The sequence below is a fragment of the Lysobacter helvus genome, assembly GCF_018406645.1.
Taxonomy (GTDB): Bacteria; Pseudomonadota; Gammaproteobacteria; order Xanthomonadales; family Xanthomonadaceae; genus Noviluteimonas; species Noviluteimonas caseinilytica.
Map to the genome: position 1 here is coordinate 1,531,832 of NZ_AP024546.1, position 24,162 is coordinate 1,555,993.

Sequence of the window (24,162 nt, forward strand, 5' to 3'; positions counted from 1 at the left end):
CGATCAGTACCGCGCGATGGCGCTGTCCACGTTGGCCCACGCGTCGATGCCGCCGGTGACGTTGTAGACCTGCCGGAAACCGAGCTGGCGGAAATGTTCCGCGGCCTGCGTGCTGCGGCCGCCGTGGTGGCACAGGAACGCGAGCGCGGTGTCCTTCGGCAACGCTTCGATCGCTTCCAGGCCGTTGTCGAACGTCAGCACCTGCTGCGGCACGGAGGCAATCGCGCGTTCTTCGGCGGGACGCACGTCCACCAGCTTCAACGTGCCGGCCTTCAGGCGTTCGATCGCTTCCGCCGGCGTCATGCCCTTCACCGGTTGCGGTGCATTCGGATTCTCGATGACCAGGCCGCGGCCGCGCGTGTCGTCGGCCCAGTCGATGCGCAGGCCTTCGGCGCGACGCGCGCCGGCGAGGTCGAACTGCACGCGGATGCCTTCCGCTTCCGCCGTCACGGCATTCGCATCCGGCTGCGCGAGGTGCAGGCGCGTGCGGAACTGCGGATCGATGTCGACGCGCACGACGACGTCGCCGCCCGCATCGGTCACGGCCTTGCGCAGCATCTGCACGGCGGCCGGGGTGATTTCGATGGCCGGCGGCGTGCGGTCCGGCGGCGGCAGGCCGAGCGCGCCGTGCAGTTCGCCGGAGTTCGCCATCTGCTCGATGATGTCGCTGCCGCCAACCAGTTCGCCGCCGATGTACAGCTGGGGGATCGTCGGCCAGTCGCCGTAGGCCTTGATGCCTTCGCGGATTTCCGGATCGGCCAGCACGTCGACGTGCGCGTAGTGCACGCCGAGCGAATTCAGCGCGCCCGCGGCCTTCGCGGAGAAGCCGCATTGCGGCGCGCCCGGGTGGCCCTTCATGAACAGGACGACGCGGTTGTCCGACAACAGGGTGTCGATGCGGGTGCGGAGGGTGGGGTCGAGGGACATGGCAGGTGGCCGGGGGAGGCGGGGAGGGCGCAATTCTAGTCCTGTCGTCGGGGCGGGACAGGGGACCAGGGACCGGGGACCAGGGAAGAGCCTGAAGCGTTTGCTTTCCCCTGGTCTCTGGTCCCCGGTCCCCGGTCCCGCAAAAATGCAACGAATGAAGGATCATCGCCGCATGCATCCCGAAGCGATCCACCGCGTCCCGCGCCACCCCAACGCCTGGATCGGGTTCTTCCTGCTCTCGCAGGCGCTGGTGGTCGCGCTCTGGGTGCGGTTCGGCTGGCAGGTCGGCCTGCCCGCGATTTTCCTGTCGCACGCGCCCTTCTGGTGGGCCACCCTTGTGCCGGACTCCGCGCTGTTCAGCCCCGTGCTGCGGCGCCTGCCGGTCGAGGCGCAGGTCGCCTGGCTCACGATCGACGACGGCCCGTCCGACGACACGCGGGCGATCCTCGACCTGCTCGACGCGCACGACGCGAAGGCCACCTTCTTCCTGGTCGGCGACCGCGCCCGCGCGCGGCCCGAGCTGGTGCACGAGATCGCGCGCCGCGGCCACGGCTTCGGCAACCACAGCGCCACGCATCCGCAGGCCTGGTTCTGGGCGCTGCCGCCGCACCGCATGCGCGACGAAATCGAACGCACGCAAGCCACGCTGCACGAACTCACCGGCATCGCGCCCACGTGGTTCCGCGCGGTGGTGGGGATGGCGAACCCGTTCGTCGCGCCGGTATTGAAGCGCCACCACCTCACGCGCGTGGCGTGGAGTGCGCGCGCGTTCGACGCGTTCGCGTCGGATCCGTCGGTGGTGGCGGCGCGCATCGAACGCCAGCTCTCGCCCGGCGCGATCATCCTGCTGCACGAAGGCGCGAAGCACGGCCGCAACGTGGAATCGCTCCGCGCCGTGCTCGAACGCCTGCAGGCGCGCGGCTATCGCACGGTGTTGCCCGGCTAGCGCGCGGCGACGATGCGCCAGTTGTTGAAGGGCGTGTTGCCGTAGAGCGGCGTGAACGTCGAACGCAGGCCCGCGGCTTCGAAACGCGCGCGCAACGCGTCCGCATCCGGATAGCGCTTCGGCCCGGTGTTCATCCACCCCATCACGCGCGAGAACGCATCGATGCGCCGCGTGGTGCGCGCGCGCGTGCTGCCGTCGTCCAGGCCCGTGCGGATCACGAGGATGCCGTCGTCGGCGATGCGCGCGATCGCGGCATCGAGGATCGCGTCCTGCGCCTCGGGCGGCACGAACTGCAACACGTCGAGCACCGTGACGCTGCCCGAATGCGCGGGCATGGCGTCCGCCAGGTCGATGACTTCGAACGCCACGTCGCGCAACCCCGCACGCGCCGCCGCCTGCCGCGCCTGCGCGATCTTCGGCGCGTCGTTGTCCACGCCGCGATACGCGACCTCGACGCCCGCCGCGCGCAACGCATGCGCCAGCAACCCGATGCCGCACCCGAGGTCCAGCACCGCCGCGCGCGACCCACGCAGCGCCTCCACGACGCCGGGATACAGCGGATCGCTGCGCAACTTCGCGCGGCTGTAGTAGTAGTGGTAGCGATTGCCGTACCAGCGCGGCGGCAGGAACGCCCGCGCGATGCGCAGTGCGTCGGCCGGCGGCAGGGTGGCGTCGGTCACTTCGCCATCAACGTGCGGGCGACCGGCAACGCGAGCTGCGTCCACGTGGTGTACATCGCGCCCGACGGATGCAGCCCGTCCTCCGCGACCTGGTCCGCCTCGCCGCCGCGCGTGCGGCTGGCCTGCGTGATGTCGACGAACGCCACGCCGCGCGCTTCGCACACCTCGCGCTTGGCCTGGTTGAACGCATCGATCTCCGCCGCGATGTTGCCGCGGTTGCCGGCTTCGTGGATGGCGAACGGCGTGACGCCCCAGTCCGGGATGCTCAACACCAGCACGCGATCGGCGCGGCCGCGCGCGAAGGCGATCGCGCGATCCAGCAATTCGCCGAACTCGCTGCGGAAGCCGACCACCGTGCGCCCGCGATACTGGTTGTTCACGCCGATCAGCAGCGAGACGAGGTCCCACTGGCCGAGCGGTTCGGCGGCGTCGATCGCGGACGCGAGTTCGTCCGTCGTCCAGCCGGTCGTCGCGATGATGCGCGGGTCCTTCAGCGCGATGCCTTCCGCGCGCAAGGTCGTCGCCAGTTGCACCGGCCAGCGTTCCGCGGCGGGCACGCCTTCGCCGATGGTGTAGCTGTCGCCGAGCGCGAGGTAACGCAAGCCCGGCGGAAGCGTCTTCGCGGGCGTCTTCTTGCTCATGCGACCGCGGTCTCGCGCGCGGAGGCCGCGTCGGCCCGCCGCGACAGGACGCGCTCGATGCGCGCGAACACTTCGCGCAACACCGGCGCCTCCGGCAGCAACGTCACGCGGAAATGATTGCGGAACGGCACGTTGAAGCTCGAGCCCGGCACGATCAGCACGTCTTCGTGTTCGAGCATCTCGAGGGCGAAAGCGTGATCGTCGAACCCGACCGCCGCATCGCCGACCACTGCCGGGAAGCCGTACAACGCGCCCTTCGGTTCGACGAGTTGCAGGTTCTCGCTCGCTTCGCATGCTTCGATCAGCGCACGCCGCGTTTCGTACAAGCGGCCGCCCGGCGCCGTGAGCGGCCGGATCGTGTCTTCGCCGTGCAGCGCCTGGTGGATCGCGAATTGCCCCGGCACGTTCGCGCACAGGCGCAACGCACCCAGCAAATCCATCGCGTGGTGGAAATCGCCGCTGGCCAGCGGATCGCCGCTCAGCACTGCCCAGCCCACGCGCCAGCCACACGCGCGATGCACCTTCGACAGGCCGCCGAACGACAGGCAGGGCAGGTCGCCGGCGATGGGCGCGAGCGGTTCGAAGCGCGCGTCGTCGTAGAGGATTTCATCGTAGATCTCGTCCGACATCAGCAGCAGGTGATGCTTGGCGGCGATGGCGACGATGCGTTCGAGCAATTCGCGCGGGTACGTCGCGCCCGTCGGGTTGTTCGGATTGATCAGCACGATCGCGCGCGTGCGCGGGGACACGAGCGAGGCGATCTCGTCCGGATCGGGCAGGAACCCGTTTTCCGGCAGGCAGCGGTAATACACCGGCCGCCCGTCGTTGAGGATGGTGGCCGCCGACCACAGCGGGTAGTCGGGCGAGGGCAGCAGCACTTCGTCGCCCGGGTTGAGCAGCGCGCGCAGGCTGAGGTCGATGAGTTCGCTCACGCCGTTGCCCACGAACACCCGTTCGGGCGACGCATTGGGCGTGCCGCGTTTCCGATGGAACTCGGCGATGGCCTCGCGCGCGGCGGGCAGGCCCTGCTGGTGCGTGTAGGGATCGGTGCTGGCGATGTGGTCGGCGATGGCGCGCTGCAGGTGTTCCGGCGCGCGGAAGCCGAAGGCGCCCGGGTTACCGATGTTCAACTTGATCAGCGACCGGCCCTGGCCTTCCAGTTCGCGGGCCCGGCGGGCGAGTTCGCCGCGGATCTCGTAGCGGACTTCGGACAGGCGTTCACGGGTCTTGAGGCTGGGGATCGACATCGGAAATCTTGCAAGCGACGGGGGCACGCAAGCCTACAAGAGAAAGGAGAGGGCTAGAATCGGTCGCAATGACGATCGCCCCTACCCAGTGACCCCCCTGCGCGCCATCGGCTGGCCTTTCGCCGGCGAGGTCGATGCACCCGCATGGCGGGAAACGATTTCATCCCATCCCGGCACCCGGCCCGGCCGCGTGATCGAACAGCACCGCTCCGGCTACATCGTGGCCGAGGGCCCGGGCGAAGGCTTCGCCGCCGAGTCCCCGCCCGAGTGGCAGCGCGCCTCCAGCTATCGCAAGGGCGGCATCGCGCCCGAAGACCGCGCGGCCGTGGGCGACTGGGTGCTGCTGGACGGGAAGAAGATCGTCGCACTGCTGCCGCGCTACTCGGCCATCAAGCGCGGTGCGGCGGGCGAGCACTACAAGCAGCAATTGATCGCGGCCAACATCGACACGGTGTTCGTGGTGTGCGGCCTGGACGCGGACTTCAATCCGCGCCGCATCGAACGCTACCTCGTGCTCGTCAGCGGCAGCGGCGTGGCGCCGGTGGTCGTGCTGACCAAGGCGGACAAGGCGCTCGAAGCCGATGCGAACGCGGTGGAAGCCGCGCGCTCCGCGCTCATCGACCTCGGCCAGGACGTCCCCGTGGTCGCGGTGAACGCGAAGGACCGCGACAGCGTCGCCGGCTTGCATGCGTGGTTGCAGGAAGGGCAGAGCGCCGTGCTCGTCGGTTCGTCCGGCGCCGGGAAGTCCACGCTCACCAACACGTTGCTCGGCATCGAGAAGATGAAGACCAACGAAGTGCGCGAAAGCGATTCGCGCGGCCGCCACACCACGACGCACCGGGCGCTGATCCCGCTGCCGACCGGCGCATGCCTCATCGATACGCCCGGCATGCGCGAACTCAAGCCCACGGGCGAAGAGGACGTGGCGGAGAATTTCAGCGACATCGAAGCGATCGCGGAGCAGTGCCGCTTCCGCGACTGCAAGCATGCGAAGGAACCCGGCTGCGCCGTGCGCGCCGCCATCGAAGCGGGCACGCTGGACGCGCATCGCTTCGCCAACTACATGAAGCTGCGCGATGAAGTCGCCGGCGCCGCCAACCAGCTCGCCACGCGGATGGCGCAGAAAGCCAACGATCGCGTGCAGGGCAAGGCGCTCTACAAGCGGATCGACGAGAAATACGGGAAGCACTGAAGGCCATGGTCGAACTCGCGGACGACATCCTCCATCACGCGGCCCTCGATGCCCGCATGGTGCGCGTGGCGCGCAGCATCAAGCTGCTCAACATGATCAGCTGGGCGGCGAGCGAGCAGCAGAACTTCCTCGCCGGCTACGCCAAGGGCGACTACACGCTGCCCAACCACCAGTACCCGAAGTACGACTTCACCGAAGCGCGCCGCGAGCTGGCCGCGGTGGAGAAGGAAGCCGACGCCGACCATCCGCTCGGCCACTACGTGTGCGATTCGGCACGCAGCTGGGCGATCGCGTGCGAGTTGCTGGAGTCGCTCGGCACGCCCGACGTGATGAAGCATTCGATCCGCCTGTTCGGCCGGCCGGACGAGCCGCTGCCGGGCGGTGGCCCGACCACGCGCGAAGCCGCGCACCACTTCATCGAGATCGCCAACGAACTCGACAAGGAACTGCTGGCGCCATCGGAACAGGTGCAGATTTCCGCCACCGCGCTGCAGTTGCAGTTGCAGGCGTCGCTGGATGATTTCTTCGACAAGCGCGAGATCGAAGTGGTGCTGGATCCGGAGCTGATCGCGAAGGCCGCCGCCGGCGCGCATCGCATCCGCCTGCGCACGGGCGCGGCCTTCAGCGACTACGACAGGCACCAGCTGATCGAACACGAAGCGATGGTGCATTCGCTCACGGCGCTCAACGGCAAGGAGCAGCCGCAGCTGCAGAGCCTGTCGCTGTCGTCGCCGCGCACCACCGCCACGCAGGAAGGCCTGGCCACCTTCGCCGAACAGATCACCGGCAGCATCGACATCGAGCGCATGAAGCGCATCAGCCTGCGCATCGAAGCGGTGGCGAAGGCGATGGAAGGCGCGGACTTCGTCGAGGTGTTCCGCTACTTCCTGGACGCGGGGCAGCCGCCGAACGAAAGCTTCGTCTCGGCGCAGCGCGTGTTTCGCGGCGTGCCGACCAACGGCGGCTGCGCGTTCACGAAGGACACCGTGTACGTGCGCGGCCTGATCGGCGTGCACACGTTCTTCCGCTGGGCGTTGCGCCAGCGCAAGTTGCGGCTGTGCCGGATGTTGTTCGCCGGGAAGATGACGCTGGCGGACGTGCAGCGCTTCGAACCGATGTTCGATTGCGGCGCACTGGTGCCGCCGAAGTACCTGCCGCACTGGGTGTCGCGCGCGAATGGCCTGGCGGGGATGCTGGCGTTCTCGTTGTTCGCCAACCGCATCCGCCTGGATCAGGTCATTGCGTCGGAAGGCTTGTTCGAGCTGCAGTGAGCGTGCCGTCGGGCTGGATCACGTAGTCCGGCGCCGTCTCGACCAGCACCACGCGCGTCCCGATGCCCGGGATTTCGTGCGTCAATCGCTCGAAGATCCACGGCTTCGCGCCATCGCCCACGCGCAGGCGCAACGGATCCACCGCCGTGTGCCCGTCCACCGCGCGCACCAGCGCCGGCGAAAACACCGCCTGCACCTTCGCGACGTACACCATGCGGTACATCACGAACCCGCCGTGCAACACCGACAGCACGCCGAACGCCAGCAGCGCACAGCGCCGCCAGCCTGACGTCATCGGCCACGCCGTCGCGAGGCACAGCGCCGTCACGATCGCGTACGCATACGCGTAGTGATTCCACGCCTGGCCCAGCAGCAACACCGGCGCCAGCGACGCAACGCCCGCCGCCAGCCACACCCACGCCAGCACGGGCCGCGCACGCCACAGCGCGGCGAACACCGCGATGCACACCACGATCGCGACCAGCACCGGCCACCGCAGCACGCCATCGAGGAACACCGTGCTCGCTTCCATGCGGCCGATGATCGGCGTGAACAGTTGGTATTCGATCCAGCGCATCGGCACGTTCGCCAGGCTGGGCACGTACGCAACGCCGTCGCGCGGCGCATGCAGCAACGCCGGCAAGCGCCACAGGACGAAGGCCGTCGCGGCGAGGCCCGATCCGATGACCACCGCGCCCCAGCGCACGCGCCGCGCGCGATCGAACACGACGCCGACGCACGCAAGCAACGGAATCGACACCGCCGCTTCCTTCCCGAGCAACGCAATCGCCGTCACGACGAACGCCAGCACGCCGATCTGCCACGCCACCGTCATCCGCAACGCGCACCACGCCACCACGAGCGCCGCGGACACCCAGATCAGGTCCGCGATCGTCCCCACCCATCCATGCACGTACACCGCGTACGGACTGAGCACGAACAGCAACGCGCCGATCGCCGCGCCCCACGCTGTCATCCCGAACCGCCGCCCGACCGCGCACACCAGCCCCGCATTCAACGCGCCCCACGCCACCAGCACCGCGTGGAAGGCCTGCGGCTGCGCGAACAAGGCCCGCGACAAGGCCATCCACAGGTTGAAAGTGAGGGGACGGAACTGGAACTGATCGGCCGCCGGCCACCACGGCACGTGCCGCAGCGATTCGGCGCGCGCGGCCCATTGCAGTTCGTCGTGGCTGAAGTACCCGGGCGCCAGGGCCAGCGGGAGCGACACCAGCAGCGCCAGCAGCACGAGGGCCCACGGGCCGGGGGCGGGCAGGGCGCGAGGGGGTGAAGGCGAGGGCATGCCGTCGATTCTAGTAGGTAGAATCGACGGCCCCGCCCGCGATACCGCCCACGATGACCGACGACCTCAAGCAATCCGCGCTCGATTACCACCGCGTCGAACCGCGCGGCAAGATCAAGGTCGTCCCCACCAAGCCGATGGTGACCCAGCGCGACCTGTCGCTGGCCTATTCGCCGGGCGTGGCCTACGCGTGCGAAGCGATCGTCGCCGACCCGAACGCCGCCAGCGAAATGACCGCGCGCGGCAACCTCGTCGCCGTGATCACCAACGGCACCGCCGTGCTCGGCCTGGGCGACATCGGCCCGCTGGCGGGCAAGCCGGTGATGGAAGGCAAGGGCGTGCTGTTCCAGAAGTTCGCGGGCATCGACGTGTTCGACATCGAGATCGACGAGCGCGACCCCGACAAGCTGGTCGAGATCATCGCCTCGCTCGAACCCACCTTCGGCGGCATCAACCTGGAAGACATCAAGGCGCCGGAGTGCTTCATCGTCGAGCGCAAGCTGCGCGAGCGGATGAACATCCCGGTCTTCCACGACGACCAGCACGGCACCGCGATCATCGTCGGCGCCGCCGTGTACAACGCGCTGGAAATCGTCGGCAAGAAGATCGAAGACGTGAAGCTGGCGACGTCCGGCGCGGGCGCGGCGGGCATCGCGTGCCTCGACATGCTGGTGGCGCTGGGGATGAAGCCGGAAAACATCCTGGCGTTCGACCGCGAAGGCGTGCTGTACACCGGCCGCGGCCACATGGACCCGGACAAGCTGCGCTACGCGCGCGACACCGACAAGCGCACGCTGGCCGACATCTGCAACGGCGCCGACATCTTCCTGGGCCTGTCCGCCGGCGGCGTGCTCAAGCCCGAGATGGTGGCGACGATGGCCGATCGCCCGATCATCCTCGCCCTCGCCAACCCCAATCCCGAGATCCTGCCGGAAGACGCCAGGCGCGTGCGGCCGGATTGCATCATCGCGACGGGCCGCTCGGACTATCCGAACCAGGTCAACAACGCGTTGTGCTTCCCCTACATCTTCCGCGGTGCGCTCGACGTGGGCGCGACGGAAATCAACGAAGCGATGAAGCTGGCCTGCGTGCGCGCGATTGCTGCGCTCGCGCGCCGTGAAGCCTCGGATCTTGCGGCGGCGTACGGCGGCGAGATTCCGTCGTTCGGCCCGGAATACCTGATCCCGCGTCCGTTCGATCCGCGCTTGCTGGTGATGCTGGCGCCCGCGGTCGCGAAGGCCGCGATGGAATCGGGCATGGCGACGCGCCCGATCGCGGACTTCGCCGCGTACGAAGAAAAGCTCGGCCAGTTCATCTATCGCACCGGCCTGGTGATGAAGCCGGTGTACGACCGCGCGCGCGCCGACGTGAAGCGCGTGGTGTACGCCGAAGGCGAAGAAGAGACCGTGCTGCGCGCCGTGCAGACGGTGATCGACGAAGGCCTGGCCTCGCCGATCCTGATCGGCCGCCCGGACGTCATCGACACGCGCATCAAGCGCCTCGGGCTGCGCATGCGCCCGGGCGTGGATTTCGAACTGACCAATATCAACGACGATCCGCGCTTCAACGAGTACTGGCAGCAGTACCACGCGCTGACCGAACGTCGCGGCGTCACGCCGGCGGCGGCGAAGAACCTGCTGCGTTCGCGCCCCACGCTGATCGCCGCGCTGATGGTGGAACGCGGCGAAGCCGACGCGATGATCAGCGGCCTTGTCGGCCGCTTCCACAAGAAGCTCGGGTACATCCGCAGCGTGTTCGGCCTGGATCCCGGCGTGACCAGCACGTCGGCGATGACGGGCGTGATCAACGAGCAGGGCGTGTGGTTCTTCCTCGATACACACGTGCAGCTGGACCCCACCGCCGAGCAGATCGCCGAGAGCACGCTGCAGGCCACGTATCGCCTGAAGCTGTTCGGCATCGAGCCGAAGGTAGCCCTGCTGTCGCATTCCAACTTCGGCAGCCACGACGACGCCAGCGCGCGCAAGATGCGCCAGGTGCGCGAGATCCTGAAGGCCCGCGTGCCGCGCCTGGAAGTGGACGGCGAAATGATGGCCGACACCGCGTGGGACGAAGACCTGCGCCTGCGCATCATGCCCAACACCACGTTGAAGGGCCGCGCCAACCTCTACGTGATGCCGAACCTCGACGCCGCCAGCATCACCTACAACATGGTGCGGATGATGACGGACGGCGTGGCGATCGGCCCGATCCTGATGGGCGTGGACCAGCCCGCGCACGTGCTCACGCCGGCCAGCACGCCGCGCCGCGTGGTGAACATGACCGCGATCGTGGCGGTGGAAGCGCAGATCCGCGCAGGCCTGAAGCAGTCGGGCGTGCGCGAGATGGAGCAGCAGCTGAGCGAGTGATGGGAGCAACGCCCACCGCCACCGTCCTGGTCATCGCCTACAAGATGGAGTCGATGATCGGCGACGCCGTGCGATCGGCGCTGGCGCAGACGGTGCCGTGCGAGATTATCGTCAGCGACGACTGTTCGCCGGACAACACGTTCGTCGAAGCGCAGAAGGCCGTCGAAGGCTATACCGGCCCGCATCGCGTCACGGTGCGGCAGACGCCGCGCAACCTCGGCCTGTGCCCGCATCTCACCGAGCTTGCGTCGCTCGCCACCGGCGACATCCTCGTCTGCATCGGCGGCGACGACGTGGCGTACGCACGCCGCACCGAGCGGTTGCTGCAGGAATTCGCGCAACACCCGGACGCGCAGATCGTCGGCTCGCAGGTCGACGACATCGATGCGACCAACAACGTCATCGATCCCAACGCACGCGGCACGCCGTACGAAATCGACCAGCGCTGGCTGTTGCGTCGCGGGAAGCTCGCGGCGGTGCTGGGGGCGTCGATGGCGATCCGGCGCACGCTGCTCACCGACTTCCCGCCGCTCGAAGGCCGCGTCGAAGACAACATGCTGACGTTGCGCGCCGTGCTCGCGGGCCGCTGCTTCTGCGTGCAGGCACCGCTGCTGGGCTATCGCCGGCACGACAGCAACCTGGGCGACTGGGTGTTCGATCGCAGCGGGAAGGATTACGCCGCGTACGAACGCCGCAACCGGCGCGTGCTGGCGATGTATCGCGAGATCGCCGCGGACCAGCGCAAGTGCCTGGCCGCACGCCCGGATCTTCCGGAAGACAAGCGCCGCATGGGCGCGCACCTCGCCGACATGTACGCGATCGAAGCCGACATGCGCGAAGCCGTGCTCGACAAGCCGCGCCGCGAATGGCTCGAACCGTTGTGGCGCGGACTGAAGCATCCGGGCCTGCGTCGCAAGAGCCTGGAGCGTGCGTTCAAGCTGGTGTTGCCGCGCAGCGTGTTCGGCAGGACGGGCTAGTTACGCGCGGAAGAGCCTGCCCGGCACGGGCTCCTGGTGCATCGCCCGCCGCAACTTGCGTCGCGCGCGCTTGTAGAACTGCAGCGCGTTGAACCACGCCATGCCCTTGAACGGCGGCAGCGAACGACGCTCGTGCCACGCGACGCGGAACAACCCCTTGTACTCGCCATCGATCGACGCAAGCAGCGCACGTTCCCACGCACGCGCCTGTGCACTGCCGCGCCAGTCGGTCGCACCCAGGGCATGGAACAGGTACAAGCGCTCTTCCGTCCACTTCCGGTCCGGCGAGCCCGGCCAGTAGTCGACCTTGTTGACCACCTTGGACTCGGCGGCCTTCTGCTTGCGCTCGGCCTTGCGTTCCTTGCGCGTCTGCAGCTTCTTCTTGCCCAACGGCGAAAACGCGCTCACGTGCCGGCGGAACTGCACGAGCGGTTCGTCGACGTACACCACGCCCTTGCCCGCCGCCGCGCGGATCGCCATCCACCAGTCGTGGTACAGCAACTCGGGGAAGGGCAGCGCTTCGTCGAATACTTCGCGCCGCACCAGCAGCGCATGCCCCGACACGGTGTTCTGGAACAGGTATTTGAACGGGTCGCGGCCCGAATGCATCGTCTTCAGGTCGTCGGAGATGCTGCGCCCCATCGGCACGCCCGCGCCATCGATGTAAGCGGAGTTGCAATACGCCATGTCCGCATCGCCGATCGCGGCCGCCAGCGTGGCGAGCTTGCGCGGATGCCACACGTCGTCCTGGTCGCACGGCGCGATGAGCGCGTGCGAACACAGGCCCATGCATTTGGCGAAGCTGTCGAGGTGCCCGAGGTTGCGCTCGTTCGCGACCACGCGAATGCGTGCATCGCGCGCTGCGTACTCGCGCAGCAACGCGAGCGAGCCGTCGGTCGAACAATCGTCGACGGCCACCACTTCGAGATCGACGTCTTCCTGCGCCAGCAATGAGTCGAGCTGTTCGCGCAGGAAATGTTCGCCGTTGTAGACGCACAAGGCGACGGAGACGCGCGGCAACACCACCACGGGCGTCGCGATGGACGCACGCGGCGGGGGGACCGACACCCCAGGCGCAAACGAGGCGCTTCCAAGCTGCATGCGAAACCTGCCGTCAATGGCGAAAGTTCGCTAAATGCTAGCGGACGTTTCTCACTGTCGGTGCCCACTGGTGCAGCGGACGTGACCGCCGTTCAGGAAATGCCGGAAATTTAATTTCGGCACCAAAGAGGTTGGCACGCGCCTTGCTGGAAAATTCCACGCCTGATCGGGACAGCGCGGCTATCGCGTCCAGCGCGGGATTCCTAGCGTGCACGGGCGGCACTGGGCCGCCCCGAAAGGATTCGCATGACCCGACTGACCATCCTCGCCGCGATCGCGGCACTGGCCTTTTCCCTCACGAACGCTGCGCCGGTGCGGGCGGCCGAAGACCCGGTGCCGGGGACGTATGCGTTGCCGACCGGCAACCAGGTGTTCGAGCTGCGCCGTTGGGCCAGGCACAAGGAACCCCTCGACCATCGCACCGGGCCGGGGCCGCACTACTACGACTTCGTCAACGAAGGCCCACTCGGCAAGGTGGCGCACGGCCCGTTCCCGAATTCGCGCCCGCTCTACAGCTGCGGTCGTGTCTACAAGTACTACTCCTCGAACACTGCAGAGGACCGCTTCACCTCCACCGACCCGGGTTGCGAAGGCTTCGCCGCCGACAACCCGCACTTCATCGGCTACATCAGCACCGTGCATGTCGCGGGGACTGCCCCGTTGTTCCGGTGCTTCGATGACGGCGGCAGGATGCAGAACCACTTCGATACCCTCGATACCAATTGCGAGGGCAAACGCACCATCGGCATCTTGGGTTTCGTGATCCTCTGAGGGCCGCAAGGCCACACCCGAATGCTCCAACGATTGCGCGAGTGGAACCGCGCGCGCATCGATGCCCGCCGCGGCCAACGCTCGGCGGGCACCGATGCCGAATACGCGCAATGGGTGCGCAAGCACGACACCATCACCGAGGCCGCGCGCGTGGGATTGCTGCAGCGCGCACGGCGCATCACGCACGGGCCGCGCATTTCGATCCTGATGCCGGTGTTCGACCCGAACCCCGCGTGGCTCGCGGAAGCCATCGACTCGGTGCGCGCGCAGCTCTACGTCAACTGGGAACTGTGCATCGCGGACGATGCGTCTACCGATCCGCGCGTGCGCGACATCCTCGCGCAAGCGGCGACGCAGGACGCGCGCATCCGCGTGCACTGGCGCGCGCGCAACGGCCACATCTGCGCGTCGTCGAATGCCGCGCTCGCCCTCGCGACCGGACCGTACATCGCGCTGCTGGACCACGACGACGTCCTGCCCGAACACGCCCTGCTCTGCGTCGCCGAAGCCATCCTGCGCACGCCCGACGCCGACGTGCTGTATTCCGACGAAGACAAGATCGACGCGCGCGGCCGCCGCCATGGCCCGTATTTCAAGCGCAACTGGAACGCGGAACTGCTGCGCGGCCAGAACTACATCTCGCACCTGGGCGTGTACCGCACGCAGCTCGTGCGTGAAGTCGGCGGCTTCCGCGCAGGCTTCGAAGGCTCGCAGGATTACGACCTCGCGTTGCGCTGCACCGAACGCAGCACGCCAGCGCGCATCGTCCACATCCCGCACGTGCTCTATCACTGGCGCGTGCATGCGCAAAGCACCGCAAGCGATGTCGCCGCCAAACCGTACGCGCCGGATGCCGGCGTGCGCGCGCTGCAGGACCACCTCAACCGCACGCACGCGCGCGGTGATGCGTTCCTGCGCGATGGCAGTTACCACGTGCTGTACCACCTGCCGATGCCCTGGCCGTCGATCGCGATGGTGCTGCTGGATGTCGGCGGGCGCTGGACCTTGCGCCGCGCATTGCGCCGCATCGCCGGCGCCGCCGACCTCCACGTGATCTCCACCCGCGCCCGCGCGCACGGCTGGCCCCACATCGGCTGGCACCGCGCCCATGGCGGCGTGCGTCCGCGCGCATGCAATGCGTTGATCGCATCGCTGCGCGCCGACGTGATCGTGCTCCTCGATTCCGATTGCCTCCCCGAAAGCTGGAACGCGCTGCACCCGCTCATCGCGCACGCGGTGCAACCCGGCGTGGCCGCTGCGGGCCCGCGCGTGGTGTCGGGGAAGTACGTCGTGGGCACCGCGATGGTCGGCAGCGACGGCGGCCTGGTGCCGTGGGGGGAGGGCGGACGCGCGCGCTCCGGCGGTTACTTCGGGCGTGCCGCGCTCTCGCAGGATGTCGAAGCCCTGGGCCGCGGGTGCGTCGTCTTCCAGCGGCGCGTGTTCGAAAGCGTCGGCGGCTTCACGTCGGGTGGCGATGATTTCGACACCGCCATCGTCGATACGACGTTACGCATGGCCACCGGCACGCGCCGCAACCGCTGGGTGCCCAGCGTCACCTGCACGCATCCCGGCCAGAAACCCAAGTCCGACGCCCCCGATGCCCCCGACGCCGGCAACCCCAACCTGCGCTGGCACCACCACCGCGTGGCCTACGCCGATCCGCCCCGCGTCAGCTGGTCAGTGCCGTACACCGCCGATGGCGGCTGAGCCTTTCTCGCGCCGCGCGCCCAACACCTTGCGCACGCAGCGCAGGTAACAGCGGATCGCCGCCAGCCAGCGCGGCCCGCTCCAGGGCGGCACCGACGCGCGCGTGCGCCACGTCACCCGCCACAACGCCAACATCCGGCCGGACATCGCTTCGCGCAACGCGAGGTGCCAGGCGAGCGCGCGTTCCTGCACCGGCTCGTCGCGCTGCGCCAGCGCATCGAACACATACAACCGCTGCTCCACCCACTTGCGATTGCGCGAACGGAACCGCTTCACCTTGCGATGCGCCCCGTCGCCCTTGTGCGCCTTGCCCATCGGCGACGCCGCGTCCGCATGCCGGCGGAACTGCACCAGCGCTTCATCGACATACGCCACGCCGCGCCCGCTCGCCGCGATCAACGCCAGCCACCAGTCGTGGTACAGCTGCGCCGGGAACGGCCGCGCACGTTCGAACACCTCGCGGCGCACCAGCATCGCGTGCCCGCTGGCCGTGTTCTGGAAGGCGAAGCGCAGCGGATCGTGCCCCGAATGCATCACGCGCAGATCGTCCGACACGCGCCGACCCAGCGGCCGTCCGTCTTCATCGATGTACGCCGAATCGCAGTACGCCATGTCCGCGATCGCGATCGCGCGCGCGAGCCGCGCCAGCTTGCCCGGCGCCCACACATCGTCCTGGTCGCACGGCGCGATGAGCTCGTACTCGCACAGCCCCATGCATTTTTCGAAACTGCGCAGGTGCCCGAGGTTCTCCGCGTTCACCACCACGCGCACCCGCGGATCGCGCGCCGCGTAGTCCTGGAGGAGGGCGACCGTGCCGTCGCTCGACGCGTCATCCAGCGCCACCACCTCCAGCACCACCCCGGTCTGCGCCAGCACCGAGTCGAGCAGCTGGGCCAGGTGGCGCTCGCCGTCGTACGTGCACAAGGCCACGGAAATCCGGGGCAGTGACGCGTCGGCGGTGGCGTCGAAGGGTTCCATCGGCCGCATCCTAGCTCGGCCGTTAGTTTCGAAGGAAAGCGTCGCGGCCCACCCCGGACCCGCTTGCTAGAATCCCGGCTCTATTTACGACCCCCAAGCACCGAGGCGCGACACGCCCCGGGCGGAGCCCCCACGCGATGAACTGGCTGAACGACCTGCTGCAGAACGACCCCGACCCCACCGAGACCCGCGAATGGGTCGAGTCGCTCAAGGCGGTCATCGACCACGAAGGCGCCGAGCGCGCCCACCAGTTGCTGGACCACATGGTGGAGATGACGCGCCGCGCCGGCGCGCACCTGCCCTTCGCGCCCACCACCGAATACATCAACACCATCCCGCCGCAGCTCGAGGCCAAGAGCCCGGGCGATGCCGCGATGGAATGGCGCATCCGTTCGATCATCCGCTGGAACGCGCTCGCGATGGTCGTGCGCGCCAACCGCAAGCCCGGCGACCTGGGCGGCCACATCGCCTCCTTCGCGTCGGCCGCCACGTTGTACGACGTGGGCTTCAACCATTTCTGGCGCGCGCCGAGCGAAGACCATCCGGGTGACTTGCTCTACATCCAGGGCCACAGCTCGCCGGGCATCTACGCGCGTTCGTTCCTGGAAGGCCGCATCACCGAATCGCAGCTCGACAACTTCCGCATGGAAGTGGACGGCCGCGGCATCAGCAGCTATCCGCATCCGTGGCTGATGCCCGATTACTGGCAGACGCCCACCGTGTCGATGGGCCTCGGCCCGCTGGCCGCCATCTACCAGGCGCGTTACTGGAAGTACCTGGAAGGCCGCGGCCTGATGCCCAAGAGCGACCGCAAGGTGTGGTGCTTCCTGGGCGATGGCGAAACGGACGAACCCGAATCGCTGGGCGCGATCTCCGTCGCCGGCCGTGAAGGCCTCGACAACCTGGTGTTCGTCATCAACTGCAACCTGCAGCGCCTGGACGGCCCGGTGCGCGGCAACGGCAAGATCATCCAGGAACTGGAAGGCAGCTTCCGCGGCGCCGGCTGGAACGTCATCAAGCTGATCTGGGGCAGCTACTGGGATCCGCTCCTGGCGCGCGACACGCATGGCGTGCTGAAGAAGCTGATGATGGAAACCGTCGACGGCGAGTACCAGAACTGCAAGGCCTTCGGCGGCGCGTACACGCGCGAACATTTCTTCGGCAAGTACCCGGAGACGGCGGCGATGGTGGCCAACCTCTCCGACGACGACATCTGGCGCCTCAACCGCGGCGGCCACGACCCGCACAAGGTGTACGCCGCCTACGACGCTGCGATGAAGACCACGGGCATGCCCACCGTCATCCTCGCCAAGACCGTGAAGGGCTACGGCATGGGCGCGGCGGGTGAAGCGCTCAACCCCACGCACCAGACCAAGAAGCTCGACGACGAAGAAGTCCGCATCTTCCGCGACCGCTTCAACATCCCGGTCACCGACGCACAGCTGAAGGACAGCGCCGTCCCGTTCTTCCACCCCGGCGCGAACAGCCCGGAAGTGGAATACCTGCGCGAACGCCGCAAGGCGCTGCACGGTTACCTCCCGCAGCGCCGCCGCAAGAGCACCGAAACGCTCATTGCTCCGAAGCTGGAAGTGTTCGACCGCCTGCTGAAGAGCAGCGGCGAGCGCGAGATCAGCACCACGATGGCGTTCGTGCAGAGCCTGGCGATCATCCTGCGCGACAAGCAGGTGGGCCCGCGTTGCGTGCCGATCGTGGCAGACGAAGCGCGCACCTTCGGCATGGAAGGCATGTTCCGCCAGCTGGGCATCTACGCCCCGCACGGGCAGAAGTACAAGCCCGTCGACCGCGACCAGTTGATGTACTACCGCGAAGACTCCGCCGGCCAGGTGCTGGAAGAAGGCATCACGGAAGCCGGCGCGTTCTCCAGCTGGATGGCCGCCGCGACGAGCTACAGCACCAACGATCTGCCGATGCTGCCGTTCTACATCTACTACTCGATGTTCGGCTTCCAGCGCATCGGCGACAGCGCGTGGCAGGCCGCGGACATGCGCGCGCGCGGCTTCCTGCTGGGCGCCACCGCGGGGCGCACCACGCTCAACGGCGAAGGCCTGCAGCACGAAGATGGCCACTCGCATTTGCTCGCGGGCGCCGTGCCGAATTGCCGCAGCTACGACCCCACGTTCGGCTACGAAGTCGCCGTGATCCTGCAGTACGGCATGCAGCGCATGCTGGAAGAGCAGCGCGACGAGTACTTCTATCTCACCCTGATGAATGAAAACTACGCGCACCCGGAAATGCCCGAGGGAGCCGCTGAAGGGATCATCAAGGGGATGTATCTGCTGAAGGACGCCGGCAAGCCGAAGAAGGGCGAGTTGCGGGTGCAGTTGTTGGGCAGCGGCACGATCTTGCGCGAAGCGATTGCGGCGGCGGAGTTGCTGGATAAGGACTTCGGGGTGACGAGTGATATCTGGAGTTGCCCGAGCTTCAATGAATTGCGTCGGGATGGGTTCGATGCCGAGCGGTGGAATCGATTGAACCCCGAGAAAAATTCTCGGACACCGTATGTCACCTCGCTACTGCAGGGGCGCCAAGGTCCCGCGATTGCTGCGACGGATTACGTGCGAGCGTTTGCGGATCAGATCCGTGCGTTTGTGCCGGGGCATTACACGGTCCTGGGCACGGATGGATTCGGCCGGTCCGATACGCGTGCCAATTTGCGTAGGCACTTTGAGGTCGACCGGTATTACATCGCCCACGCTGCGATTGCTGCGCTTGCACAAGAAGGCAAGATGGCGGGGAAGGATGTGGCTCGGGCAATTAACCTCTATAAGTTGGACGTGAATAGAGGAAATCCCGTAAACGCGTGACGGGCTCGAGCAACGGATCAGGGGCAAGAGATGGCGAAAAGGACGTCGGGGAAGGTTTCAGTACATCAGCTCATTGCGGAGGCAAGAAGCGGACCGGATCGTCGCGTACTGGCAGTCCACAATTTCAAGCGCTTTCACTCGCCGGCAGAGCAAGTTAGAAATTTCCAGTCGATATTTGGATCGCGCCAAGTTTTGGAATCGATCCATGGGCCAGCATTTCCATCTGGTCCGGCTCAGATATTTTCAACAAAAGTCCGGGCTCCCGCGACCTCAACTGTTTCCGAGGTAATTTGGGCTATAAACCGTTGCGCATTCTACGGCGCGGACCTCAGTCGGTTCGTTGCCAATAGGCTGCAGTTCGAGCATCAAGTCGTAAGTTCCGACTTTGAATCGGCACAAGCATCGCTCTCAAGTATCCAGCAGGACTTCGGATACTCCCAGTGGTTACTTGAAAATCGGATATTGGTTGCGGACCTAGAGGGGACTGAACAACTCCGCTCGATGGAGGCGCAAATCTACGATGAGCTCGAGGCGCGCTCTCTCGCTCAAGTGATCTTTCATTTCGCCGCGGCCAGGGTCAAGGCAAAGGGCGAGTCCGTCAAGGTCAGAGATGAACTCTCAAGACTGTTAGATCCCGTCGGTGGCCACGACGTCGACAAATACCTAATCACCAAGATTCTGGACCTTCCGAGCCCGGAATATGACGCAATCGCGCCAACCTTAAATTTCGAGGCAAACTCGAGCGTCATTGATCACTATGAGACGTTGCTGAAATCTCTGGTGTGGCTGTGTGCGATCGACTCGTTCGTTGAGCTGGCAGGATTTGCGCTTCGTCAATCCCTGGATGTTCTCTATAAGCGGACACGCGATCAGCGCATTGTTCCCTTGCTTCGCGCTGTGGGAGTTGTTGTCGCCAGCAGCGTTAGCTCGGAAAGCCGAGCACGCGTTCTAGAGCTGTTTTTTAAGTCGGACTATTCGGCCGTTTCTGAAGCTGCAGTTCGTCATCTCAATTCCGATCCGTTGGACATGATTGCGCTGGCGGTGCTGGCGAAGTCGGATGTGAGGGCTGGGACTTCCACAGAACTCGGGTATCCGATACTCGACCGCGCAAAAGCGAGCCTGATAGAAGTCTTCAAGCTCAGCGAGAAGGCATATGCGAGTGCTGCGGACATTATCGCCATGTCCCTGCAGTTTTATTCCCACGACTGGGCCTTGCAGGTAAGGCAAATTGCCGTGGACTGTCTGCGCGAAGAGACGGCGACTGTAACGGTTCCAAGCTTGAGGCGCGTTTTCCTAATGGATGTTCGCCCTTCCCCTCTCGCACGAATCGGAGCCAGGGGAAAATCAAGCGACGCACTCAGAAACGAATTTAAGGAGCTGTATGGGTGGACTGGGAATGCGATGGACGCTCTCCTGTTGGGGGTCGCGTCGGAAGGCGGATTGAGTCCAAACCGCCGCCTCACGTATTTAGCAAGACATTCGTTGGCGGCAAATGACGCCACCTCTGCCGAATCGGCGTTGATGCAGGTCGCGATCAAGTCCAGAGAAATTCAGTCTCGGGTATCGTCGCTACAAGCGCTAGCGGCAGAGCAACTTGGCGATCTGGAGCGAGCCACCAAGGCGGCGGTTGATGCGTACTTGGCGAACGACTCTGTTCCCTCCGTCATACCGGTCGGAAAGCTCGTTGACAGGCTCGAAGAACCGTCTACGTGGCCGCAATCAATCGACCTTCCAATTCTGTTCGGAATACACAACACCTTGTATCCGGGCGCGAAGCTCTCGCACCTGCGATTTGCGTTTGAGAACTTCCAAGAAGACAACTCGATCAAAATTGCTTCGGACCTCTCCGAGTTGCAACCTCCGATCGGAAAGGATCGGGAGATTGCGTATCTGCGCCATGTATGGCTGCCGGAAGTAATGAGACAGACCACGATCTACAGAAGCTCTGCTCAGATCGAGGAAGCAAGAATCCAAGTCTGTCGATACTTGGCGTCAATTGATGCCGAGAATGCGGCGGACTACAACGGTGAAATCAAGGATCGGGTAAAGCGCCAGGAAATTGCAAAGGGGACAACCCTCGTCGAGCAATCCAAGGTGTACGTGGATATTGAGGCAATCAAGACTACGCTGAGGGCACGCTTGGGTGGCGCCTATGCGCGGTTTCGCTCACTCGAGCGACCGAGCCCTTCTCCGGCAGATCGATTTATCGCCGACCTCGGCGAGTCACTAGAAGAAATTAGTCTCAGTTCGAAGCGCTCGGTTGGAGATCTCCTCTCCTCGATTCACATCATGAGTGACGAATCTAACGCTGAAGTCGACGCTCAGTTTGATTCGCTTTACACCGATATCACCAATGAGTTCGTGAAGGGAGATCACGGACTGAACGCATACTTGAGTACGCGCGTTCGGCACGGAAGACTCAGCAATGCACTCCGAAAGCCCGTCGCAGATGAGCACTTAGTCTCAACAAAGAAAGAGTCCGGAGAGGGCTATTACCCCAATAGCTACTGGGAGGACAAACTTGACGGACTGAATGCGACTGAGCGCGAGGCTGTCCTGGGCGCGCTGGACCAATTCACACGTACATATGACAGCATCATCGGGCATATAAGAAACGACCTCGTCCAAGTGCGCGTTATGCACGGAACCGCGCGCGGGGAAAAGAGCGAGGCGTTGTTGGTCTATCGATCTTCAAATACCGAGCGAATGTTTCTAAGGCATCAGCTTAGACAGCTTGACAACATCGATGACTTCATTGACGTGTGCATCGACACTCTGTGGGCCAAGACAGATCAGAACCTCCTTCGCGTGCAGCAAACGCTTGAGAGTTCCGTCAAGGATCAATTCGCTGACGCATTCGATCGCCTTTCTCATTCGTTGGATGGAGTTCCTCAGGTTCAGGGGGTTCTGGAACTCAGGAACGCCATACTTCGGGCGAACACCGCCTCGCAATTGAAGTTGCACGAGGTATCCGGGTGGTTCAAGCGAAGCACGGTTTACTACCGAGAGGACTATTTTCCATCGTTCGCCGTTGAAGTGGCTTCGAACATCACGAAGAAGACTCTACCCGAGCATGCCGGCGTTCCCGACGTCGACGTTCAGTGTGAATCCTTTGGCCAGGTGATGCCGGGAAGAACGCTTGATGGAATGGTTGATGCCTTCTATGGGCTGCTAAGCAACGCACTCGCGCATTCTGGGCTAGTACCTGAAGAGCTCAATATTCGAGTTGAAATTCGCCTGCAAGGACCATCATTTGCCGCGCGAGTTTCGAACAATGTGGCAGCTGACCTGCCCGCGCCTAATGACATTGCAAGGCTCGCGAAAATCAAAGCTGTACTTGGTGAGGCGGACTCCCGAAGCAAAGCTCAGGCCGAAGGGGGAAGCGGTATGCACAAATTGTGGCGGACGATCAATTCGCCTTTCTATAGAAGGCCTGAGCTTGACTTCGGTTTCTCCGGGGCTGGATTTGAAGTTTTCTTTGCGTTCGAGCTAGAGGACTACGCTGATGAGAATCCTGTTAGTTGAGGACGACCCAGAGAAGGCGCGGCGCCTTGAGGATTTCCTTTTTAAGGAGCGCTTGGCGCAAGAGGTGATCGTTGCTAAGTCGTTCGATGCGGCACTCTCTCAACTGATGCAGATTTCCAGTAAGGAGTCGTCTTCGTTCGACGTAATGTTGTTGGACATGACAATGCCGACTTTTGACGCGGCCGAAGATGAACCGGAGGGCGGTGCACCTGAACATTTTGCGGGCCGAGATCTATTAGCGCAGATGAAGTTGAGGGCGATCACCGTGCCAACGATTGTGATCACCATGTTTGACATTCTTGGCGAAGGTGCTGGCCGCATGTCGGTCGGGGACTTGGCAAAACAACTTCAAAGGGACTTCTCCAAGACCTTTGTTGGACTCGTGCAATACAGCCAAGCAAAGGAAGGCTGGAGATCAACGCTTCGGTCGATGATTGGGAAGATCAAACGATGACGACTTTGCGAGTATTGGTGGTCGATGACGAGCACGAAAAAGTCGTTGCCATCTCGACGGAGCTCAATAAGTTGGGCCTTCCAATACACATTGAGAGCCGGACGGACGCCGCCTCTGCTCGCAGACTCCTGCAATCCGAACGGTTTGACCTGGTGTTGATCGATGTGAGCTTGCCAGATGCGCTGGATACTGGCCCGTCGCCGATGGCCGGCTTTGATTTCTATGACCTGATCAGCATCGATGATCAGATTTACATCCCACGCAGTATTTTGTTTATTACTGCGAAGGAAGATAAGTTGGAAGAATCTCGTGCAGAGGCAAATGCGCGAGGAGTTGAGCTCTGCGAGGTTCATCCAGCGTCAGAGATCTGGCGGCCCTTCCTCGCGGCCAGGGCGCGGCTCGTGTATAGGCACGTGAAGTCAGAGGGATCAACAGACGTTGACGTTGCGGTGATTACCGCAATGAGAACTCCCGAGCTCAGCGAGGTGCTTGCCCTTGACTATGGGTGGCAACGTAAAAGATTCCCGGGCGATCCATCTACGTATCACTTTGGGGTTGCGACCACTGACGGCAGGTCCATTAAAGTCGTCGCTGTAGCTGCAAGTCGAAAGGGGATGTCGGCTTCCGCGGCAGTAGCGGCAAAAGTCGCAACTAAGCTAAAACCGAAATATCTGGTGATGCTTGGTATTTGCGCAGGAATTCCTGGGAAGACCAATCTTGGTGATGTAATTGTCGCGAGCTCGACATGGGATTGGGGAAGTGGCAAGCACACGCAGGATGAGTCCGGATCTGTTGTCTTCAAGACAGGGGCACTTCAAAGCACTCTCGACCCAACGTTGCTCGAGATTGCGCGGGATGTTGGTGAGGAGCTGGAAGTTCGGCAGAAGATCCGAGCAGGCTGGACGGCAGCAATGCCCGCAGGTGAGTTCTCGGTGCACGCTGGCCCGATGGCAACGGGGGCGAGCGTTCTTGCGCACGAAGGGCTCGTGGAGGGAATCGTTGATCAGAACAGAGATGTTCTTGGAATTGAGATGGAAGCTTATGCCGTGATGGCGGCAGCGGAATCCTGTAAATGCGGCGCAATCGTTCTGAAATCAGTTTGCGACTACGCAGATGCAAGCAAGTCTGACGACTGGCAGAAATATGCGGCCTACACGAGCGCAATGTTTTTTTCGCACCTGATTGGCAAGTTGCCGCTGTAGTTGGGGCCGGGACCCGGCTTGGTTTGGTGACGACCACAAAAATCAGCAC

General features: G+C 64.7%; 18 protein-coding genes. 11 read left to right on the top strand and 7 right to left on the bottom strand.

What is annotated here, in order from left to right:
- Positions 1-3: 3 nt before the first annotated feature.
- Positions 4-927 carry a Grx4 family monothiol glutaredoxin gene (gene grxD / locus LYSHEL_RS07460; protein ID WP_213437227.1) on the bottom strand — a complete coding sequence of 308 codons (924 nt, stop codon included), beginning with the start codon at positions 925-927 and terminating at the stop codon, positions 4-6.
- Between the two features lie 154 nt (positions 928-1,081).
- On the opposite strand from grxD, the gene LYSHEL_RS07465 reads away from it, so the two are divergent.
- On the top strand, positions 1,082-1,873 hold the full coding sequence (locus tag LYSHEL_RS07465) for a polysaccharide deacetylase family protein (protein WP_213437229.1): 792 nt from the start codon (positions 1,082-1,084) through the stop codon (positions 1,871-1,873).
- Here the strand turns inward: LYSHEL_RS07465 and LYSHEL_RS07470 are convergent.
- Genes LYSHEL_RS07470 through LYSHEL_RS07480 form a run of 3 tightly spaced genes read right to left on the bottom strand, consistent with a single transcriptional unit; the run spans position 1,870 to position 4,441 of the window.
- Entirely contained in the window at positions 1,870-2,538 is a 669-nt protein-coding gene (locus tag LYSHEL_RS07470; RefSeq protein ID WP_213437698.1) for a class I SAM-dependent methyltransferase, read from the bottom strand. The genes LYSHEL_RS07465 and LYSHEL_RS07470 overlap by 4 nt on opposite strands.
- An 11-nt stretch (positions 2,539-2,549) precedes the next feature.
- Entirely contained in the window at positions 2,550-3,194 is a 645-nt protein-coding gene (locus LYSHEL_RS07475) for an SGNH/GDSL hydrolase family protein (protein ID WP_213437231.1), read from the bottom strand.
- Positions 3,191-4,441, bottom strand: a complete 1,251-nt coding sequence (locus LYSHEL_RS07480; RefSeq protein ID WP_213437233.1) for an aminotransferase class I/II-fold pyridoxal phosphate-dependent enzyme — start codon at positions 4,439-4,441, stop codon at positions 3,191-3,193. Before LYSHEL_RS07480 ends, LYSHEL_RS07475 begins: the two co-directional genes overlap by 4 nt.
- Positions 4,442-4,529: 88 nt before the next feature.
- Here LYSHEL_RS07480 and rsgA point away from each other — a divergent pair, with 88 nt between their 5' ends.
- Both rsgA and LYSHEL_RS07490 read left to right on the top strand, forming a co-directional pair.
- Positions 4,530-5,633, top strand: a complete 1,104-nt coding sequence (gene rsgA / locus LYSHEL_RS07485) for a ribosome small subunit-dependent GTPase A (protein WP_244858704.1) — start codon at positions 4,530-4,532, stop codon at positions 5,631-5,633.
- A gap of 5 nt (positions 5,634-5,638) precedes the next feature.
- On the top strand, positions 5,639-6,904 hold the full coding sequence (locus tag LYSHEL_RS07490; protein WP_213437235.1) for a flavohemoglobin expression-modulating QEGLA motif protein: 1,266 nt from the start codon (positions 5,639-5,641) through the stop codon (positions 6,902-6,904).
- On the opposite strand, the gene LYSHEL_RS07495 is transcribed toward LYSHEL_RS07490, so the two are convergent.
- Entirely contained in the window at positions 6,870-8,207 is a 1,338-nt protein-coding gene (locus LYSHEL_RS07495) for a hypothetical protein (RefSeq protein WP_213437237.1), read from the bottom strand. The two genes, LYSHEL_RS07490 and LYSHEL_RS07495, sit on opposite strands and share 35 nt — an antisense overlap.
- 53 nt (positions 8,208-8,260) lie before the next feature.
- Between LYSHEL_RS07495 and LYSHEL_RS07500 the strand changes: the two genes are divergently transcribed.
- Together LYSHEL_RS07500 and LYSHEL_RS07505 are read left to right on the top strand one after the other, a co-directional pair.
- A complete protein-coding gene (locus tag LYSHEL_RS07500) occupies positions 8,261-10,573 on the top strand; it encodes an NADP-dependent malic enzyme (RefSeq protein WP_213437239.1) in 2,313 nt (770 codons plus the stop codon).
- Positions 10,573-11,550: a glycosyltransferase gene (locus LYSHEL_RS07505; RefSeq protein WP_213437241.1), complete on the top strand. Its 978-nt coding sequence runs from the start codon at positions 10,573-10,575 to the stop codon at positions 11,548-11,550. The genes LYSHEL_RS07500 and LYSHEL_RS07505 overlap by 1 nt, the downstream gene beginning before the upstream one ends.
- Here LYSHEL_RS07505 and LYSHEL_RS07510 read toward each other — a convergent pair whose 3' ends face one another.
- Positions 11,551-12,618 (bottom strand): glycosyltransferase, encoded by a 1,068-nt coding sequence (locus LYSHEL_RS07510; RefSeq protein ID WP_213437243.1) that lies wholly within the window; start codon positions 12,616-12,618, stop codon positions 11,551-11,553.
- Positions 12,619-12,897: 279 nt separating this feature from the next.
- Here LYSHEL_RS07510 and LYSHEL_RS07515 point away from each other — a divergent pair, with 279 nt between their 5' ends.
- Together LYSHEL_RS07515 and LYSHEL_RS07520 are read left to right on the top strand one after the other, a co-directional pair.
- Positions 12,898-13,422: a hypothetical protein gene (locus LYSHEL_RS07515; protein ID WP_213437245.1), complete on the top strand. Its 525-nt coding sequence runs from the start codon at positions 12,898-12,900 to the stop codon at positions 13,420-13,422.
- Between the two features lie 21 nt (positions 13,423-13,443).
- The gene (locus LYSHEL_RS07520) at positions 13,444-15,129 is read left to right on the top strand and encodes a glycosyltransferase family 2 protein (RefSeq protein WP_213437247.1); all 1,686 of its coding nucleotides are present in this window, start codon (positions 13,444-13,446) and stop codon (positions 15,127-15,129) included.
- Here the strand turns inward: LYSHEL_RS07520 and LYSHEL_RS07525 are convergent.
- Positions 15,100-16,107 (bottom strand): glycosyltransferase, encoded by a 1,008-nt coding sequence (locus LYSHEL_RS07525; RefSeq protein ID WP_213437249.1) that lies wholly within the window; start codon positions 16,105-16,107, stop codon positions 15,100-15,102. The two genes, LYSHEL_RS07520 and LYSHEL_RS07525, sit on opposite strands and share 30 nt — an antisense overlap.
- 137 nt (positions 16,108-16,244) lie before the next feature.
- Between LYSHEL_RS07525 and aceE the strand changes: the two genes are divergently transcribed.
- The 4 genes from aceE to LYSHEL_RS07545 are packed head-to-tail and all read left to right on the top strand — an operon-like array spanning position 16,245 to position 24,113.
- Positions 16,245-18,932: a pyruvate dehydrogenase (acetyl-transferring), homodimeric type gene (gene aceE, locus LYSHEL_RS07530; protein ID WP_213437251.1), complete on the top strand. Its 2,688-nt coding sequence runs from the start codon at positions 16,245-16,247 to the stop codon at positions 18,930-18,932.
- Between the two features lie 30 nt (positions 18,933-18,962).
- Complete coding sequence (locus tag LYSHEL_RS07535; RefSeq protein WP_213437253.1) at positions 18,963-22,457, top strand: hypothetical protein; 3,495 nt, start codon at positions 18,963-18,965, stop codon at positions 22,455-22,457.
- The gene (locus tag LYSHEL_RS07540) at positions 22,438-22,911 is read left to right on the top strand and encodes a hypothetical protein (protein WP_213437255.1); all 474 of its coding nucleotides are present in this window, start codon (positions 22,438-22,440) and stop codon (positions 22,909-22,911) included. The genes LYSHEL_RS07535 and LYSHEL_RS07540 overlap by 20 nt, the downstream gene beginning before the upstream one ends.
- Complete coding sequence (locus LYSHEL_RS07545) at positions 22,908-24,113, top strand: phosphorylase family protein (RefSeq protein ID WP_213437257.1); 1,206 nt, start codon at positions 22,908-22,910, stop codon at positions 24,111-24,113. The genes LYSHEL_RS07540 and LYSHEL_RS07545 overlap by 4 nt, the downstream gene beginning before the upstream one ends.
- The last annotated feature ends 49 nt before the right edge of the window (positions 24,114-24,162 follow it).

Excerpts from the sequence above, each read along its gene's own strand:
- LYSHEL_RS07540 (WP_213437255.1), top strand. The coding sequence starts at position 22,438 with ATGAGAATCCTGTTAGTTGAGGACGACCCAGAGAAGGCGCGGCGCCTT.
- LYSHEL_RS07495 (WP_213437237.1), bottom strand. The coding sequence starts at position 8,207 with ATGCCCTCGCCTTCACCCCCTCGCGCCCTGCCCGCCCCCGGCCCGTGG.
- grxD (WP_213437227.1), bottom strand. The coding sequence starts at position 927 with ATGTCCCTCGACCCCACCCTCCGCACCCGCATCGACACCCTGTTGTCG.
- LYSHEL_RS07480 (WP_213437233.1), bottom strand. The coding sequence starts at position 4,441 with ATGTCGATCCCCAGCCTCAAGACCCGTGAACGCCTGTCCGAAGTCCGC.
- LYSHEL_RS07545 (WP_213437257.1), top strand. The coding sequence starts at position 22,908 with ATGACGACTTTGCGAGTATTGGTGGTCGATGACGAGCACGAAAAAGTC.
- LYSHEL_RS07505 (WP_213437241.1), top strand. The coding sequence starts at position 10,573 with ATGGGAGCAACGCCCACCGCCACCGTCCTGGTCATCGCCTACAAGATG.
- LYSHEL_RS07515 (WP_213437245.1), top strand. The coding sequence starts at position 12,898 with ATGACCCGACTGACCATCCTCGCCGCGATCGCGGCACTGGCCTTTTCC.
- LYSHEL_RS07525 (WP_213437249.1), bottom strand. The coding sequence starts at position 16,107 with ATGGAACCCTTCGACGCCACCGCCGACGCGTCACTGCCCCGGATTTCC.
- LYSHEL_RS07500 (WP_213437239.1), top strand. The coding sequence starts at position 8,261 with ATGACCGACGACCTCAAGCAATCCGCGCTCGATTACCACCGCGTCGAA.
- aceE (WP_213437251.1), top strand. The coding sequence starts at position 16,245 with ATGAACTGGCTGAACGACCTGCTGCAGAACGACCCCGACCCCACCGAG.
- LYSHEL_RS07535 (WP_213437253.1), top strand. The coding sequence starts at position 18,963 with ATGGCGAAAAGGACGTCGGGGAAGGTTTCAGTACATCAGCTCATTGCG.
- LYSHEL_RS07490 (WP_213437235.1), top strand. The coding sequence starts at position 5,639 with ATGGTCGAACTCGCGGACGACATCCTCCATCACGCGGCCCTCGATGCC.
- LYSHEL_RS07475 (WP_213437231.1), bottom strand. The coding sequence starts at position 3,194 with ATGAGCAAGAAGACGCCCGCGAAGACGCTTCCGCCGGGCTTGCGTTAC.
- LYSHEL_RS07465 (WP_213437229.1), top strand. The coding sequence starts at position 1,082 with ATGAAGGATCATCGCCGCATGCATCCCGAAGCGATCCACCGCGTCCCG.
- LYSHEL_RS07520 (WP_213437247.1), top strand. The coding sequence starts at position 13,444 with ATGCTCCAACGATTGCGCGAGTGGAACCGCGCGCGCATCGATGCCCGC.